13 protein-coding genes are annotated in these 16775 nt (G+C 59.6%); 10 read left to right on the forward strand and 3 right to left on the reverse strand.

Translation table 11 applies throughout. The features are described 5' to 3' along the window. Positions 1-279 precede the first annotated feature (279 nt). The 7 genes from J2T60_RS11910 (at position 280) to J2T60_RS11940 (ending at position 11063) form a co-directional block, all read left to right on the forward strand. On the forward strand, positions 280-687 hold the full coding sequence (locus J2T60_RS11910; protein WP_253450855.1) for a response regulator: 408 nt from the start codon (positions 280-282) through the stop codon (positions 685-687). Positions 688-756: 69 nt separating this feature from the next. Then, positions 757-1122, forward strand: a complete 366-nt coding sequence (locus J2T60_RS11915; RefSeq protein ID WP_253450495.1) for a response regulator — start codon at positions 757-759, stop codon at positions 1120-1122. Between the two features lie 6 nt (positions 1123-1128). Beyond that, positions 1129-1698 carry a chemotaxis protein CheW gene (locus J2T60_RS11920; protein WP_253450498.1) on the forward strand — a complete coding sequence of 190 codons (570 nt, stop codon included), beginning with the start codon at positions 1129-1131 and terminating at the stop codon, positions 1696-1698. Positions 1699-1764: 66 nt separating this feature from the next. Continuing rightward, entirely contained in the window at positions 1765-4050 is a 2286-nt protein-coding gene (locus tag J2T60_RS11925; protein ID WP_253450501.1) for a methyl-accepting chemotaxis protein, read from the forward strand. A 59-nt stretch (positions 4051-4109) separates the two neighbouring features. Continuing rightward, on the forward strand, positions 4110-9800 hold the full coding sequence (locus J2T60_RS11930; protein WP_253450504.1) for a FimL-related protein: 5691 nt from the start codon (positions 4110-4112) through the stop codon (positions 9798-9800). Between the two features lies 1 nt (position 9801). Further along, positions 9802-10305 carry a chemotaxis protein CheW gene (locus tag J2T60_RS11935; protein ID WP_253450507.1) on the forward strand — a complete coding sequence of 168 codons (504 nt, stop codon included), beginning with the start codon at positions 9802-9804 and terminating at the stop codon, positions 10303-10305. Between the two features lie 44 nt (positions 10306-10349). Then, positions 10350-11063, forward strand: coding sequence for a 16S rRNA (uracil(1498)-N(3))-methyltransferase (locus tag J2T60_RS11940; protein ID WP_253450510.1), 714 nt, complete (start codon positions 10350-10352; stop codon positions 11061-11063). A 5-nt stretch (positions 11064-11068) separates the two neighbouring features. Here the strand turns inward: J2T60_RS11940 and J2T60_RS11945 are convergent, their stop codons facing one another. Both J2T60_RS11945 and argE read right to left on the reverse strand, forming a co-directional pair. Then, entirely contained in the window at positions 11069-12421 is a 1353-nt protein-coding gene (locus tag J2T60_RS11945; protein ID WP_253450513.1) for an adenosylmethionine--8-amino-7-oxononanoate transaminase, read from the reverse strand. Positions 12422-12518: 97 nt separating this feature from the next. Further along, a complete protein-coding gene (gene argE / locus J2T60_RS11950) occupies positions 12519-13676 on the reverse strand; it encodes an acetylornithine deacetylase (RefSeq protein WP_253450515.1) in 1158 nt (385 codons plus the stop codon). Between the two features lie 66 nt (positions 13677-13742). On the opposite strand from argE, the gene ampD reads away from it, so the two are divergent. Together ampD and ampE are read left to right on the forward strand one after the other, a co-directional pair. Further along, complete coding sequence (gene ampD, locus J2T60_RS11955; RefSeq protein WP_445376062.1) at positions 13743-14342, forward strand: 1,6-anhydro-N-acetylmuramyl-L-alanine amidase AmpD; 600 nt, start codon at positions 13743-13745, stop codon at positions 14340-14342. Between the two features lie 78 nt (positions 14343-14420). Continuing rightward, positions 14421-15311 (forward strand): regulatory signaling modulator protein AmpE, encoded by an 891-nt coding sequence (gene ampE / locus J2T60_RS11960; protein WP_253450520.1) that lies wholly within the window; start codon positions 14421-14423, stop codon positions 15309-15311. A 383-nt stretch (positions 15312-15694) separates the two neighbouring features. Here the strand turns inward: ampE and J2T60_RS11965 are convergent, their stop codons facing one another. Beyond that, complete coding sequence (locus J2T60_RS11965; protein ID WP_253450523.1) at positions 15695-16255, reverse strand: cob(I)yrinic acid a,c-diamide adenosyltransferase; 561 nt, start codon at positions 16253-16255, stop codon at positions 15695-15697. Positions 16256-16552: 297 nt separating this feature from the next. Here J2T60_RS11965 and J2T60_RS11970 point away from each other — a divergent pair, with 297 nt between their 5' ends. Continuing rightward, positions 16553-16717 (forward strand): hypothetical protein, encoded by a 165-nt coding sequence (locus tag J2T60_RS11970; RefSeq protein WP_253450526.1) that lies wholly within the window; start codon positions 16553-16555, stop codon positions 16715-16717. Positions 16718-16775: the final 58 nt, after the last annotated feature.

Genomic DNA, 16775 nt, shown 5'->3' on the forward strand with positions numbered 1-16775 from the left:
CGGCGTTCCGTGAACGAGTTCAAGGGAATTTTGTGGATTGTTCGCTAATATTATGATAGAACGCGATAATATTGGTGACATCTTCTGGTAAAACCGAACCAGGGGACGGGGATTCGACATAGCGTGGGGCGGTTTTCGACACCAAAATGACGTACAGTGTCTTACAAGGGGCCGCCCCAGGGGGGGTGACGAGATATGATTCGCACGGAGGCCGCCTCTGCCGAAAGGGCAAGCGAGACAGCACGCCCGCCAGTCAACCAATCCAGGATGCGCAACATGATGGAGGTGCCGGTGGCGAATGAGGGTGATCTGACTGGGCTCAAGGTTCTGGTCATTGACGATAGCAAGACCATTCGCCGCACGGCTGAAACCTTGCTCAAGAAGGCTGGCTGTGAAGTGCTTACCGCAGTGGACGGCTTCGAGGCCTTGTCCATTATCGCCGAATCCAGGCCGGATATTATCTTCGTGGACATCATGATGCCGCGTCTGGACGGTTACCAGACCTGTGCCTTGATCAAGCGAAATACCAGTTTTCGGGCGACTCCGGTGATCATGCTCTCCAGCAAAGATGGTCTGTTTGACCGGGCGCGGGGACGAATCGTTGGCTCGGAGGAGTACCTTACCAAGCCTTTTACCCGGGATGAGCTTTTGGGGGCGATCGAGAATCATGTGCGCCGCACGGCTTGATCATGCTTTCGGCAAATTGACTAGGCAGTACTTTTAACTTATCGCAACGGATTTTGGAGGAACAGGCTGATGGCGACGGTGTTGATCGTTGATGACTCCCCCACAGAGGTGCATGTATTTAAGACCCAGCTTGAAAAACATGGTTATGACGCCATTTCCGCCGAAAATGGCGAGGAAGGCCTGGAAAAGGCCCGCGCTGAGAAGCCGGACGCCATCATCATGGACGTGGTCATGCCGGGAATGAGTGGCTTCCAAGCTACTCGTCAACTGGCCAAGGATGAATCCACCCGGGACATCCCGGTGATTATCATCACCACCAAAGATCAGGAAACCGACAAGATCTGGGGCATGCGCCAGGGTGCCATCGCCTATCTGGTCAAGCCGGTGAAGGAAGAAGCCCTGATCGATAAGGTGAAAGAGGTGCTGGAGAGCTAAGTCACCATGGCCGAAATCACCACACTGGCCGATTTGGCCAATCAGCCGTTTCAGCTGCTTCAGGAGTTGGACCGGCGTTGCCGTCAGGCGGCCGCAGGACGCCAGCAGGACGCGACGCTGGAAGACGGTGACGAGTGGGTCGGTGTGGGGATTCGAATTGGCGATGTCAGTATTCTGGTAGAGCGCGATGAAGTCCGGGAGGTGTTGACCGTGCCTTCAATGGCCCGGGTGCCGGGCGCGCGTTCCTGGTTACGGGGGCTGGCCAATGTACGTGGCCAGCTCTTGTCCGTGGTGGACCTTCAGGAACTGGCGGGGGGGGAGCCCGCAACGATCTCGCGCTCCAGTCGCGTGGTCGCGGTTAAACACCCCGAAATCCCGGCCGGATTGATGGTGGACGAGGTGCGAGGTTTCCGCCGATTCCAGCCTGATGAGGCCGTTCAGGAAGTGCCCGATGTCTTCAGTGAAGAGTTCCGCGATTTTTTCCGCGGCGGCTTTAAGCGGGGCAAGGATTACTGGGCAGTATTGAGTCTGCGGGATCTGGTGGAAAGCCAGTTGTTTTTGCAGGCAGCCAAATGACAATTCGACAGTTTGAGGGCTACGGCCCCTGCAACGGGAATGATGAACGATACCAGGTGACAAACCATGGCTAAGTCCTCGGAAAGCACATCCAATAAACTACTGTGGGTACTGATTCTCACAGTCCTCGCCCTGTTGGGTGCGGCAATCGTGAACTTCTTCTTCGTGACTCAGCGAGTGGCGCAGGATGAGGAGTTTCTGGGTCTGGCGGCTGAATCGGCGGTCCTTTCCCAGAGTGTGTCCAAGAACGCCCAGTTGGCCATTGGTGGCGATCGGGAAGCTATTCAGAATCTCTATACGGACCGGGAGCGTTTTGACCGGGCCCTGCAGATCATGCGCCGCGGGGGAGGGGATGCCATTATCAACCCACCGCCTCGGGCGGTCCGTGAGGAAGTGTCCCGGGTTCAGGAAGATTGGGACCGGGGCCGAAACGCTGCCCAGCGGATTCTCGAGAACAGTGACCTGTTGCGTCGCGGCAATGAAGCCCGGGGCGTGGTGGAAGAGAATATGCCTGAACTCCAGAGCAACATCGAGGCTCTGGGGGATCGGATGCTGGAGTTGAATCTGGGGGCCAGCCAGGTCTTCTATCAGGGCCGACTGGCACAGCTGGCGCCTCGTATCCAGCAATGGACGGACTCCCTGGTGTCCGGTTCCGGGGAGCCCTCCGTGGCAGCCCGCCGACTGGGCAATGACAATGCTTTCTTCCAGCGAGTGCTCAACGGCTTTTTGGATGGTGAGGATGACCTCGGCATTGAACCCATTGCCGATAGCGAAGCCTTGTCAATCATCGATGATATCCAATTCTATTACGGCCGTATCGACGATGCGGTGGAGCGGGTAGAAGGCCAGCGTGCCGATCTGGTGCAGATCCATGGCGCTAACCAGACGCTGGCTGAACTCAGTGACCGTTTGCTGTCCGGGACGCGGAGTGTGGAAAGCACCTACCGCAGCACCATGGATGATCGCATGTTCTCCGCCACTTACGGCTATATCTTTGGTGGCCTGGCTCTGTTGATCATGACCATCATGATCTACATCTACGTGCTGACGTCCGATACACGGAAAGCCGCTGCCTTGCAGCAGGAACAAAATGAAAAGAACCAGGAGGCCATTCTTCGCCTGCTGGATGAGCTGGGCAGTCTGGCTGATGGTGACCTCACCGTGCAGGTCTCGGTGACCGAGGATATTACCGGTGCCATTGCCGACTCCATTAACTATGCCGTTGACGCCCTCCGGGAGCTGGTGGTCACTATTAATGATACGGCTGTGCGGGTGGATGCCACGGCCCAGCAGACCCGGGCCACGGCGTCCCATCTGGCGGAAGCGTCCGAACATCAAAGTTCGGAGATTTCTTCCGCCAGTCGCCAGATTCAGGAGATGGCCAACTCCATTGAGCAGGTGTCCGAGAACGCCGAACGTTCTACCCGAGTGGCTCAGCAGTCGGTGGAGATCGCCCATAAAGGCGGTGACGCGGTGCGTCGCACCATCGACGGCATGAACAATATCCGGGAAAACATTCAGGAAACCTCCAAGCGAATCAAACGCCTGGGCGAGAGTTCCCAGGAAATTGGTGATATTGTGGAGCTGATTAACGATATTGCCGAGCAGACCAATATTCTGGCGCTGAATGCCGCGATTCAGGCATCGGCAGCTGGTGAGGCAGGTCGCGGTTTCGCGGTGGTGGCTGATGAAGTGCAGCGGCTGGCTGAACGCTCCGGTAACGCGACCCGGCAGATTGAAGCCCTGGTGAAAACGATTCAGACCGACACCAACGAAGCCGTGATCTCCATGGAGCATTCCACTTCTGGTGTGGTGAACGGGGCACAGTTGGCTGAAAATGCCGGTGAGGCTCTGGATGAGATCGAGAAGGTGTCCAACCATATCGCGACCTTGATTCAGAGCATTTCCGGGGCGGCCCGTCAGCAGGCCAAGGCGGCTACTGATGTTTCCCGCACCATGCAGGTGATTCAGGAGATCACCTCCCAGACGCATGAGGGGACTACGGCCACCGCGGACAATATTGGCAAGCTCGCGGCATTGGCCACTGAACTGCGTAAGTCGGTTGCCGGCTTCAAGCTGCCGGGCAAGGAAGAGAATCAGACTGTGGTCATGTCTTCCGGTGACCACTCTCCTGAAAGCGGGTTGGACACTCTGGCGCAGGAGGATAGTGTGGATCTGGAAGATTCAGGCCAGGATGGGGCCGCGCAGGAGGAGGATTTCTCCGATCTGTCAGGGGAAGGAGAGCTGGATTCCGAACAGGACAGTGACTTCGCCGATGACCTTGACTGGGCGGAGGATGATGATGCCGAGGGGGATGATGATGCGTCCCGCAAGGCGGAACGCGTGGATTAAAGCGAATGGCCGCGGAGCGGCCATTTGATTGCGTGATTTAGGGACCGGGATTAAGAGCCATGACACAGGCCGCTTCCGACTCGCTGCTTTGGATTAAGGGCGAGCTCGACACCATCTTCACCGAGGCCCGGCAGGGCCTTGAAAGCTATGTTGAGGATGAGCGCCCGGAGGGCCTGGAAAAGTGCCTCAAGGCCTTGCGCCAGGCCCATGGCACCTTGCGCATGGTGGAAGTCTATGGGGCCGCCATGCTGGCCGAGGAAATGGCGGCCCTGGGTCGGGCTGTTTCCTCCGGGGAGCTCAAGGAAGAAGAAGCGGGTCTGGAAGTGCTGACCCGGGGCTTGCTGCAACTGCCCGACTATCTGGAGCGCATTGCGGCCGGGCAGCCGGATATGCCCATGGCCCTTTTGTCCCTGATCAATGACATGCGCGCCGCTCGTGGTCGTCCCCTGTTGAGCGAAAGCGCCATTTTTGCCCGTGATATCGGGGGTCGCGGCCTGACGGAGAAGGTTGCCCGCCCTGGCACTGCCGTGGGCGATAGCCAGCAACTGGCCCAGAAGCTTCGTAGTAAATTCCAGAAGGCCCTGTTGGGCTGGTATCGGGAACCCACCGCCGGCAAATACCTCAAGGCCCTGGCCAAGATCTCCGAGAAGCTTGAAGAAGCCTCCGAATCGCCTCCGGTGTTTCAGCTGTGGTGGGTCGTGGGTGGTGCCTTGGAAGCCCTGGCCCATGGCGGCTTGGAAGCGGATGTGAGCTTCAAGCAGCTGATGGGTCGCGTGGACCGGGAGATCAAACGCTTGGCCACTGACGGTGAGGGCGCCATTCAGGCGGATCCGCCGGAAGAACTCATCAACAACCTCCTGTATTACATTGCCCGGGCCACCGCCGGTGGTGATCGAGTCAGTGGTATTCGGGAATCCTTCGGCCTGGATGAATTCCTGCCGGACGAGGAGAAGGTCAAGTCCGTGGAGGCCGCCTTGTCCGGCCCCAACGCCGCGTTGATGCAGACGGTGTCGGCGGCGGTGAAAGAAGACCTGGCGCGGGTCAAGGACACCCTGGATATCTATGTGCGTACCGGGCAGGCGGATACCGAGGAACTGCAGCCCCTGTCGGAATTGCTGCGCAAGGTTTCCGATACCCTGGGAATGCTGGGCCTGGACAAGCTCAAGGAGCAGGTTGCCGGTGAGCAGGAAAGCTTGGCGCAAATGAGTGGTGGCCAGGCAAGCGTGGATGATGACAGTTTGATGCGCACAGCCAGCACCCTGCTGGAAGTGGAGCAGCGGCTGGACCGGCAAATGGTCGGTGTACCCGCTGTTGATCAGGATGACAGCGAGGACTTTGAACAGGCATCCGGTGCGGTCATCCGCGAATGCATCGTCAATCTGGCCCGGGTCAAGGAAAAGGTTCAGGACTACGTCAAAGCCCCGGAACGCCGTGGTGAGCTGGAAAACGTGCCCGAGCTGGTTCAGCAGATTCGTGCTGGTCTGAGCCTGTTGGACCTGGATCGAGTGGGGGAAATCCTGCAGGCTGCGGCGTTTTTCATCCGGGATCGCATCTTCGGCGCCGAGCAGGCGCCCACCCAGCAATCCCTGGATCTGTTGGCCGATGCCATTGTCAGTACCGAATTCTATCTGGAAACCATTCAACAGGGTCGCGGCCGGCCCGAGTCCATGCTGGACAACGCCGAGCAATGCATTTCTGAGCTAGGTTATCGTCCCGGGGCCTTGCCTACCGAGCCTCCGGAGTCGGCCACGGAGGTCACCCAGGCTGATGAGCCTGAAGCACCATCGGCTATGCCATCGGAATCCGATGAGCTGAGTATTGATTTGCCCGAGAGCGAGGAGGAGGCTTCTGAAGCAGCCTCTGAGACGCCGAATCTGTCCATCGAGGATGAGACAGTAGCTACCGAGCCGGAGCAGGCGGATCCTGAGCCAGCGGCCGCCGATGTGCCGAGACCGCCCAAGCCCGAGAAGAAGCGTATTCCCCAGCCGGACGAGGTGGCGCCGGAGATTGTCGAGATTTTCCTGGAAGAAGCCGAGGAAGAGCTGGCTTCCCTGCGCGAGTATTTCCCGCGTTGGCAGAATAATCCTGACGACGAGAATGCCCTGACCACAATTCGCCGTTCCTTCCATACCCTCAAAGGTTCAGGTCGGATGGTCGGAGCGGAATTCATTGGCGAGTTCGCCTGGTCCTTCGAGAATCTGCTCAATCGGATTATCGACAAGACCATCGAGCCCAAGCCGGCCATGGTTTCTATGGTGTCGGATGCTATTGAGGCTATTCCAGAACTGGTGGCGCAACTCAAGGGTGAAGGCGAACCGGAAGTGGATGCCATCGGCTTGATGGAAGCCGCCGATGCCTACAGCCGTGGTGAAGAACCCGCAGGACCGCCTGCCGACGCTCAGCAGCCGGATCTGCATTCCGGTCATCTCGCGACCGAAACGGATTCCGATCTCGCCGCCGCCGATGTCGATCTCGAAGCCAATCTCTCGACCTCAGCCGAGGATGAGCCGGATGCGGATCTCAAGTTGGAAGACGAGGGACAGCGGGACGACGCATTGGACGCCGCCCTGGATGCCCTGAGCAGTGAGTTTTCCGGTGAAGCTTCAGCTGAAGAAGTCGACAGCCGGGACGCGGCTGATAAGGACGATGTCCTTGACCTCGGTGACGAGAATGATGCGCTGTCCCTGGACGGGCTGGAAGTGGGAGAGGATGAGCCCGAGCCGGCCATGGATCCGGTGCTCTATGACATCTTCCGCAAGGAAACCGAGCGTCACTTGGGGACGGTAGAAAGCGAACTCCAGGAGATTGAAGACGCTTCCGAGGTCAGTGCCGAACTGTTGCGTGCCCTGCATACCCTCAAGGGCAGCGCCCATACCGCCGACGTGGACGAGATTCCTGAAATTGCCGGTCCACTGGAGCATGCGGGGCTGGCCATGAACGAAAACGGCGTTGCGCCGGGGCCGGAAATGGCCGAGGTACTGCGTGATGCGGTGGCGGCGATCCGCGGCATGCTGGATGGCCTGGCCACCCCCGAGGGCGCGCCCGCACCCGACCCGGCCTTGCTGGACCGTATTCGAGCCCTGCCCACCGAGGCGCCCGTAGCGCAGACGCCGCCCCCGGTTGAAACACTCACCCCGGACGGGGCCGAGCCTTCGGTGCAAGAGGAAGCCGCCGGTCCTCCGGGGCCGACACCGGCGGACATTCCCCTGGACGACCTGCTCGATTATGACCAGGAGCTGGCCGGTGTATTCATGGAAGAGGCCAATGAGCTCCAGGAGGCCATGGACGAGGCGCTGCAGGAATGGCATCAGAGTCATGATGATGCCGCCCTGGTGGCGGCTCTGCAACGTCATCTTCACACCCTCAAGGGCGGGGCCCGGATGTCCGGCATTACCCCCATGGGGGATCTCAGTCATGAGATGGAGACCATCCTGACCAAGGCGGTGGATGGCAAGCTGCCCATCAGTGGCGAGATGACCAATCTCATCCAGCGCTGCGTGGACCGGGTTCATCGCATGATCGAACAGGTGGAGGGTGGCGATGCCATCATCACCGGCGACGACTTGATCGACGAGCTGCAGCGCCTGGATGCCCGTGGTGGTCAGGTCTTTGAAGACGAGGATGACGCCACTCTGGAGATGCCGGAATCCTCGGAAGAGACCGAGGCGCCGGCGGCGGAGCACCAGCCCGCTGAAACACCGCCCCAAGCAAGCGGGTCCGGTGAGGAATCCCTTGAGCCGAGCCCGGCTGAAACGGGGCCGGATGAAGCCGCTGTGGATCAAGCTGCCGCCCCCACTGAGCCTGCAGCAGCTACCGGCCGAGTCGAAACAGCGGACAAGGGCCATGATCCGGTAGCCGAACATGGCGAGCGCCGCGCCAGTCCGCGGGTCCAGCAGGAAGTGGTCCGCGTGCGCGCCGACCTGCTGGAAAATCTGCTGAACAACGCCGGTGAGGTCAGCATTTATCGCGCCCGGGTAGAGCAGCAGCTGTCCAATATGGATTTCCACCTCAAGGAGCTGGATCAGACGGTGGATCGTCTGCGGCAACAGTTCCGGAACCTGGAGATCGAGATTGAAGCCCAGGTCCGCTACCAGTGGGAAAAGGAAGAGGGTGGTGAGAATCCCGAGTTTGATCCCCTGGAGCTGGATCGTTACTCCCAGCTGCAGCAGTTTTCAAGAGCGCTTCAGGAATCGGTGAGTGACTTGGTGAGTCTCCAAGGCCTGCTCTCCAACCATGCCCGGGAAGCCGAAACGCTGCTGGTCCAGCAATCTCGTGTGAATACCGACTTGCAGGATGGGTTGATGCGCACCCGTATGCTGCCCTTCTCGCGCCACGCCCAGCGCCTGCGTCGTCTGGTGCGCCAGACCGCCCAGGAAGAAGGCAAGGAAGTGGAATTGCGCTTGATCGGTGGCGAAGGGGAGATGGATCGGCAGGTGCTGGAACGGATTATTGCCCCCTTGGAGCACATGCTTCGCAATGCGGTCATCCATGGCCTGGAGACTCCCCAGGACCGGGACAAGGAGGGCAAGCCTGAAGAAGGTCTGATCGCCATCGAGCTACATCGTGAAGGCTCGGAAGTGGTGATTGAGGTCATGGATGATGGTCGTGGCCTTAACGTGGACAAGATCCGTAAGCGGGCCGAGAAAATGGGCATGATTCGTGACGGCGCCCAATTGCCTGAATCCGACATTATTCAATACATTCTGGAGCCCGGTTTCTCCACTGCCGAGACGGTGACCCAGTCCGCCGGTCGCGGTGTGGGCATGGATGTGGTCCATAGCGAGATCAAGCAATTGGGCGGCAGCCTGCACATGACCTCCAGCGAAGGGGTGGGCAGTCGTTTCACTATTCGCCTGCCCTACACCCTGGCCATTACCCAGGCCTTGATGGTGAATGTGGCCGATGAAGTCTTCGCCATTCCCTTGCCGTCCATTGAGGGCATTGTGCGGATTCCGCAAAAGGAAGTTCAGGAAAAGCTGGCCGAGGAATCTCCCCGCTTCCGCTATGGTGGCCGGGATTACGAGCTCCAGCACCTGAGTGGCCTGTTGGGCTTCGGCCGGCCGGATTTGCCGGATGATGCCGCCTCCCTGCCGGTGTTGCTGGTCCGGGTGGGTGATCATGCCTCGGCCCTGGTCACTGAAGGCATGCGTGGCAGTCGGGAAGTGGTGGTTAAGTCCGTGGGCCCGCAGATTGCCAATGTGCGCGGTATCTCCGGCGCCACCATCATGGGGGATGGCAGTATCGTTCTGATTCTGGATGTGGGCGGCATGGTCCGCGGTGGCATGCGTTCGGTGACCACCGACATGGCGGATAGCAACAAGGATATTCGCACCGAACCCCACAAGGCCCAAGTCCCCATGGTGATGGTGGTGGATGATTCCATTACCGTGCGCCGCGTAACGGAAAGATTGCTGCTGCGCCAGGGTTATGAAGTGATGACCGCCAAGGACGGGGTGGATGCCCTGGCCGAGCTTCAGGACCGGCGTCCGGATGTGATGCTGCTGGATATCGAGATGCCGCGGATGGATGGTTATGAACTGGCCACCCATATGCGCAATGATGAACAGCTCAAGGAAGTGCCCATCATCATGATCACCTCCCGGACCGGGGAGAAGCACCGTAACCGAGCCTTTGAGATCGGTGTTGATCGCTATCTCGGCAAGCCTTACCAGGAGACGGAATTGATGGAGAACATCCGGGCCCTGGTGGGGGACTTTGATCCGCAGAACACCCGTTGGGGCAGTGAATAAAATGGCAGAGCAGCCGATTAAAGACGTCTACAGCCTGCTGGTGCCCATCAGCGGCGGCAAGCTGATTGTCCCGCGCACGGCGGTGAGTGAGGTGATGGGCTATACCCCACCCCATAGCCGGCCGGATAATGCGCCGGAATGGTTTTTGGGCATGGTCCGCTGGGAACGCTCGGAAGTCCCCTTGATCTGTTTTGAGGCCGCCTGTGGCCGGGGTATTCCAGAAAGCAGCAGTCGAACCCGTATTACCTATTTTCACGCACTCAAGGGTCGTCTCAATCCACCCATTATTGCTCTGATGACCCAGGGCTACCCTTATCTGGTGCGGGTCACTGAAGGGGTCTTGAGTCCCAGTGAGAAGCCCGAAGAGCTTGAGCATGCGCCGGTGATTGCCCGTATTCGCATGGCCAATGAGCGGCCCCTGGTGCCGGATATGGAAAGCCTGGAAGAGCGAATCCGGGAATTTTTGCCGGCTCGTAGCGGCGATGCGGAAGTTAGCGACGCCTGACCCGGCCGTACTTGCCGAGAGCTCCAAGCTAGGTATGCAGCCCCATGCGTATTCCCCGCGTCCTTGCCCGAGGGTCGTTTGAAGACGGCGAAATCGTTCCTCTGGACGGTTCCACGGTTCACTATCTGCGGCGTGTGCTTCGACTCAAGGACGAGCACCCCCTGCGGATTTTCAATGGGGTGGGTGAGGAGTACGAAGCCACACTGGGGCCTGGCGAACAGGCCAGAATCCTTCAGGCCATTGATCATCAAGCCGAATCCCCCTTGCCGGTCACCTTGATTCAGGGCATCAGTCGGGGGCAGAAGATGGATTACGCTCTGCAGAAAGCGGTGGAGCTGGGGGTGACGGCCATCCGGCCGGCTTTCTGTGAGCGCAGTGTGGTTCGCCTGGATGACAAGCGTCTGAAAAAGCGCCTGGATCATTGGCAGGGCGTGATCGAGTCAGCCTGTGCCCAGTCGGGGCGTAGCTATGTGCCCGAACTCCAGCCACCATTCAGCTTGATCCATATCGAGAAACCGGCCACCGGCGAGGGGCTTTTTCTAGCGCCGTCGGCAGAGCAATCCCTGGCCACTGTCGCCCGCCCCCAGGCCCTGAGTTTGGTCATCGGGCCGGAAGGCGGGCTCAGTGATGCAGAAATCCGGGTCCTGAAAGCGGCCGCTTACCGGGGCACCCGTCTGGGCCCCCGGGTCTTGCGCACCGAAACGGCCAGCGTCGCGGCCCTGGCCGCCATTCAGACCCTGTGGGGGGATCTGGGCTGAAGGATTTAGTCCCGCGTCGCCCGGTCCACGCCTTCCAGTGCCACCCTGGCCACATGATCGATCTGTGATTCGCTGATCACATAAGGCGGCATGAAGTACACCACATGGCCCAGAGGGCGCATCAGCACTTCATTTTCCAGCCCGTGTTTATAGACCGTCAATCCGCGTCGCTCCTGCCAGGGGTAGGGCTCTTTCTTGGCCGGGTCCTTCATCATCTCCGCTGCCAGGATCATGCCGTGCTGGCGTACTTCCCGGATATGGGGATGATCCGCGAGAGGGGCGAAGGCCTTGGCCGTTCGATCCGCCAGGACTCGATTCCGTTGAATGACGTCGTCGTCCTCAAAGATTTTCAGAGTTTCCAGGGCCACCCGGCAGGCCAGTGGATTGCCGGTATAGCTGTGGGAGTGGAGGAATGCGGTGAGATTTTCGTACTCGTCGTAGAAGGCCTCATAGATGTCTTCGGTGGTCATCACTGCCGATAAGGGCAGATAGCCTGCGGTCAAGCCCTTGGACAGGCACATGAAATCCGGTGTGATCTCGGCTTGTTCACAGGCGAACAAGGTGCCGGTACGACCAAAGCCCACCGCGATTTCATCCGCAATCAGATGAATTCCGAATTCATCGCAGGCTTCCCGGACGAGCTCCAGATAGATGGGGTGATACATGCGCATGCCCCCGGCGCATTGAACCAGGGGCTCGAGTATCACCGCACTGACCTCATGGTGATGTTGCTCCATGAGTCGACGCATGGGTTCGAACTGGCGGCGGGAGAAGGCCTCCCAGGATTCCCCTTCTTCCCGTTCGAAGCAATCGGGTGACGGTGCGGTGATGGTCTCCATCAGCATCGGGCCGTAGGTTTCCTTGTAGAGGGCTACATTGCCCACTGCCAAGGCACCCAGGGTTTCGCCATGATAGCTGTTGGACAGGGTGATGAAGCGTTGTTTTTCCGGCCGGCCCACATTGCGCCAGTAATGGAAGCTCATCTTGACTGCCACTTCCACCGCTCCAGAGCCATTGTCCGCGTAGAAGCAGCGGCTCAGTCCCGGTGGTGTAACTTCCACCAGCTTCTCCGCCAGGGCCACCGCCGGTTCATGGCTGAAGCCGGCCAGGATTACGTGCTCCAGTTCCTCCATCTGATCTCGCAGGGCGGCATTGATACGCGGGTTGGCATGGCCGAAGAGATTGACCCACCAGGAGCTCACTGCGTCGATATAGCGCCGACCCTCGAAATCCTCCAGCCAGACTCCCTTGCCCCGTTTTACCGGCACCAAGGGCAGCCATTCGTGGTCTTTCATCTGGGTACAGGGGTGCCACAGGGCTTTGAGATCCCGGGCCACCAAGGATGCATTGTCTGCCATGATTCGTCTCGCTGACCGTAAACCAAAAATGGCTTATTGTGGTTTACAAGTCAGCGAACTGCAATGCAGGCGCAGGGCATTGCACGATCCAGGCTGTCTAGGCCGGTGTGTCTTTCTTGACGCAGAACCGCTGGATCAGGCCATCCACCAAGTCTAGCGTGGGCTGGATCGTATGGGTGTCGAGAAATTCGTCCGGCTGATGGGCCTGGGCGATGTCCCCGGGGCCGATGATCACCGTGTCGATCCCGAGTTCCTGAAGAAAAGGCCCCTCGGTGGAGAAGGCTACCGCCTCGGGCTCACGTCCGGTGAGTTCGGTGACCGCCTGTACGATGGCCGCCTCTTCCGGGGTGTCGAGTCCCCCCACTCCGTCAAACAGGGGCAGAAACTCGATTTCCAGTCCGCTGTCCTTTAACACCTCCCGAACCCGGCCCTGCAGTGTCTGTCGGGTGGCATCCATATCCTGTTCCGGCAAGGTGCGAAGGTCGTAGTGCACCTCAGCCTCGGGACAGATTCGATTGGGATTGTCGCCCCCATGGATATGCCCCAGGTTGAGGGTTGGGTTGGGCACATGAAAGGCGGCATTGTGGTGATCTCGGCTCATCTGATCCCGGAAGGCCAGCAGCTCCCCCAGTACCCGGTGCATGCCGTCCAGGGCGTTATTGCCCAGGCTGGGATCGCTGGAGTGGCCGGAGCGGCCTTTGAGTCGCACCCCTTCCATATAGATGCCCTTGTGCAGATGAACGGGGCGCAGCCGGGTGGGTTCGCCGATGATGGCGCAACGGGCTCGTAGGCTGTGTTCTGCCACCAGGGCCTTTCCGCCGGCCATGCTGGATTCCTCATCCGCCGTGCCCAGGATGATGATGGGTTCGGCCAGGTCCTCGCTGCGGTAGCGGCTGGCCGCTTCAATGGCAATGCCGAGAAAGGCCTTCATGTCACAGGTGCCAAGCCCGTAGAGCCGGCCATCCTTTTCGGTCAGCTGGAAGGGGTCGGTATTCCAGCGATCCTCGTCATAGGGCACGGTATCGGTATGCCCGGACAGGACCAGGCCGCCATTGCCCCGGCCCAGGGTGGCGATTACGTTGAATTTGTCCTTACCTTCCACGGCCTGCAGCTTCACCTCAAAGCCCAGGTCTTCCAGCCACCCCGCCAGGCGTTCCGAAACCAGTCGATTGCCGGTGTCGAACGCCGGGCTGACACTGCTCATGGAAGGCGCACTGATGAGTTCGCTGAGCATTTGATCCAGACTGGGTCGCATGGCCGCACTCCTTGAATGGTATAGTCAGTTCCACGATAGCTCAGGAGGATGCTGCAGGTGAAATTCATTCCCTCCATCCAGGCCGGCTGGCTGGACGGGGCGCGCAGGCAACCGTCTCCGAACTGGGATGCCCGTCCGCCCGATTGCGAGCCCTCCCTGCTGGTGATCCATTGCATCAGCCTCCCCCCCGGGGAATTTGGCGGCCCCTGGATTGATCATCTGTTCACCAACACCCTGCCGCCGGATGAGCATCCTTATTTTGCCGAGATACAGCATATGCGGGTCTCCAGTCATTTGCTAATTCGCCGGGATGGTGGTGTGGTGCAGTATGTGCCCTTCCATGGACGGGCTTGGCATGCCGGGCGAAGCGCCTTTTACGGTCGCCGTGCCTGCAACGATATCGGCATTGGTATTGAGTTGGAGGGTTGCGACGATAGTGGCTATACCGATGCCCAGTACCAGCAGTTGGCCCAAGCTACGGCCGCCATTGTGCGCCGCTATCCGGCCATCACGCCGGAACGCATGACCGGTCATGAGCATATCGCGCCTGGAAGAAAGAGCGACCCGGGGCCGGGTTTTGCCTGGTTTCGGTTTCGCAACGGCGTTATCCAATACTTGAACGGGCGTTCTCTGTCTGGAGACCGGCGCGGCAAGTCAGTATCCTAAGACGAGAGTCAGGGCCCGGATGGGCGTTGCATAATATGGGGTATCAAGGCCTTACCCAACAAAACGGGGGCAGACACCATGACATTTCTTGCCATTATCGCGGCACTCGCACTGGAGCGGGCGCTACAGGCGGCCCATCTGGAACACTTCCGCCAGGTGGGTTGGTTTGGCCATTACCGGGACCAGGTGCTCAAACCGATTTCGGCCTTGCCGGGGGCCAGTGGTCCGCTGGGTGTGGCCATTCTTTGCCTGATCCCCACCCTGATCATTTTGGGTCTGGTCTGGCTGCTGGCTCAATGGTCGGTATTGCTGGCCTTCGGCTTCAGCATCGTGGTGTTGCTGTATTGTCTGGGGCCGGGGGAATTACTGGGTCAGCTGCGGCGCTATATCGATGCTCATGATCCGGAAAACACGGAAGCGGAGGAGCCGGCTCGCATCGCGGCCCAGGTCATGGAATCCGAAACTGAACTGACACCGGAGGATGATGCCCACCGGGCGGTCACCGAGTCGGCCCTGGTGCGCGCCAATGATCGCCTGTTCGCGGTAATCTTCTGGTTCGCTATCCTGGGTCCTGCCGGGGCGATTCTCTACCGCAGTGCCGATTTGCTGCGCCGTAGTGAAGTCAGCCCGGGCCAAACCCCGGCCACCGGCCTGGCCCAGTACGCGGTGATCTTCGACGGTATTCTGTCCTGGTTGCCGGCCCGTTTGCTGGCGATTAGCTATGCACTAACCGGCAGTTTCGAGGAGGCGGTGGCTGACTGGAAGGCCTATTACGAGGAATGCACCGAAGCTTTCTTCGAAACCAGCGAGGGGGTGCTGTCCTGCACCGGCTGCGGCGCTCTGCGGATTTCCGCCGGGACCCGGGAATCCGGTCTGGCGGTGGTGCGCAGTGCCCGCTCCCTGATCCTGCGGGCCTTGATCCTTTGGCTGGCCGTCTTGGCCGTACTCACCCTGGTGGGCCTGGCCTAAGCTTAGAACAGGCCCAGTATGGAGACAGACCAGGGTTTTAATGACTCTAGGCTAAAACACGCTCTGGTCAAAACCCAACGAGGTGATTCAGGTTTGGCAGCCTTAGGGAGTGGACTGTTTTCAGTGCTTCACGGCTCGAGCGCAGGGTGGAACTGTCCAGGGACGCGTGGACCCATCCCTGGGGCTCTGGGCGCGACATCCCTGTCGCGCACAGCCCTGGCCAGCCCCACCCTGCACTCGATCCTCCAGATTGAAAACAGTGGATGGGGTTAGTTGGCTTGGGCTTCGCTCGAATTGCCGAGGTAGATAGCTAGAAATCGCACGCTCTGTTTTCCTTTCGGAAAAGTCTATGAAGAACTCAGTTTCCGTCTAATAAGTGTGTCCTACTGGCTCTGTTGGCTGTAGCCTTTTTTCCAGATCACTTCCTCGCCGTTTTCATGCCGGGCCAGGACCCGGGCAATCACGAAGAAGAGGTCCGACAATCGGTTGAGGTAGCGGGCTACTTCCAGATTGATGTCTTCTGCTTCCTTGAGCGTCCACACTTCCCGCTCGGCCCGCCGACAAATGGTGCGGGCCAGGTGACAGGCCGACGTGGCCCGGCCGCCGCCCGGCAGAATGAAATCCTCCAGTGGCGGCAAGGCTTCATTCAGGGCATCCAGGGTGGTTTCCAGGCGCTCGGTATAGGCCGGCGTGATGGCGGTCCAGCCGGGCACGCATAACTCGCCCCCCAGATCGAATAGATCGTGCTGGATTCGGATCAGGATCTCTTTCAGATTTTCCGGCAGGGATTCAGCCAATACCATGCCCACCACTGAATTGAGCTCATCGGTGGTGCCATAGGCCACCACCCGGGGATGATTCTTGTCCACCCGGCTGCCATCCCCCAGGCCGGTGGTGCCTTCATCACCCGTTCGGGTATAGATTTTGCTCAAGCGCTTGCCCATGCCATCTCTCCTGTCCGCCCCATGCAAAGGGGGCTAATCTTCGGCTTCACCCCCGGGGCTGTCAAGGCGCAATCATCGACAGGGGCTTGTGATCCCGGCTTGGTCCGCGCCGTCTGTCTCCGAGTGGCTGTTAAGCTAGTCGATCTTCAGCTGGATGGAATCTCGGGGAGTGAAATGTGAAGCAGGCCTTGAAGGGGATTCGGGTGCGAAATGGCGCAGGTCTTTGCCGACCCCCAGGTGCAAAGCCGGGGCCTGGAACAGACAATCATGGACCCGAGTGGGTAGCTATTGCCCACAGTGGCCAATCCCATCCAGCGAAGCACCGCCGAGGCCAGTGCACCGTCTGCCCTGGGCAAGCATACCCGGGCTGTCTTGTCAGCACAGCTGGGGGTGCATGACGATCAGCGCCAAGCGCTGGCGGCAAAGGGCGTCATTGAACAGGCTACGACCAAAGGCGAATAGGTTTGAACCGCCGGGCATGAAATCCTGAAGCTTCTCAAGCACTCTGCCTCAGGAGTCC

Source organism: Natronospira proteinivora, from assembly GCF_024170465.1.
Taxonomy (GTDB): domain Bacteria; phylum Pseudomonadota; class Gammaproteobacteria; order Natronospirales; family Natronospiraceae; genus Natronospira; species Natronospira proteinivora.

Coding starts and splice junctions, on each gene's coding strand:
- J2T60_RS11910 (WP_253450855.1), top strand. CDS start 280: ATGGAGGTGCCGGTGGCGAATGAGGGTGATCTGACTGGGCTCAAGGTT.
- J2T60_RS11915 (WP_253450495.1), top strand. CDS start 757: ATGGCGACGGTGTTGATCGTTGATGACTCCCCCACAGAGGTGCATGTA.
- J2T60_RS11920 (WP_253450498.1), top strand. CDS start 1,129: ATGGCCGAAATCACCACACTGGCCGATTTGGCCAATCAGCCGTTTCAG.
- J2T60_RS11925 (WP_253450501.1), top strand. CDS start 1,765: ATGGCTAAGTCCTCGGAAAGCACATCCAATAAACTACTGTGGGTACTG.
- J2T60_RS11930 (WP_253450504.1), top strand. CDS start 4,110: ATGACACAGGCCGCTTCCGACTCGCTGCTTTGGATTAAGGGCGAGCTC.
- J2T60_RS11935 (WP_253450507.1), top strand. CDS start 9,802: ATGGCAGAGCAGCCGATTAAAGACGTCTACAGCCTGCTGGTGCCCATC.
- J2T60_RS11940 (WP_253450510.1), top strand. CDS start 10,350: ATGCGTATTCCCCGCGTCCTTGCCCGAGGGTCGTTTGAAGACGGCGAA.
- J2T60_RS11945 (WP_253450513.1), bottom strand. CDS start 12,421: ATGGCAGACAATGCATCCTTGGTGGCCCGGGATCTCAAAGCCCTGTGG.
- argE (WP_253450515.1), bottom strand. CDS start 13,676: ATGCGACCCAGTCTGGATCAAATGCTCAGCGAACTCATCAGTGCGCCT.
- ampE (WP_253450520.1), top strand. CDS start 14,421: ATGACATTTCTTGCCATTATCGCGGCACTCGCACTGGAGCGGGCGCTA.
- J2T60_RS11965 (WP_253450523.1), bottom strand. CDS start 16,255: ATGGGCAAGCGCTTGAGCAAAATCTATACCCGAACGGGTGATGAAGGC.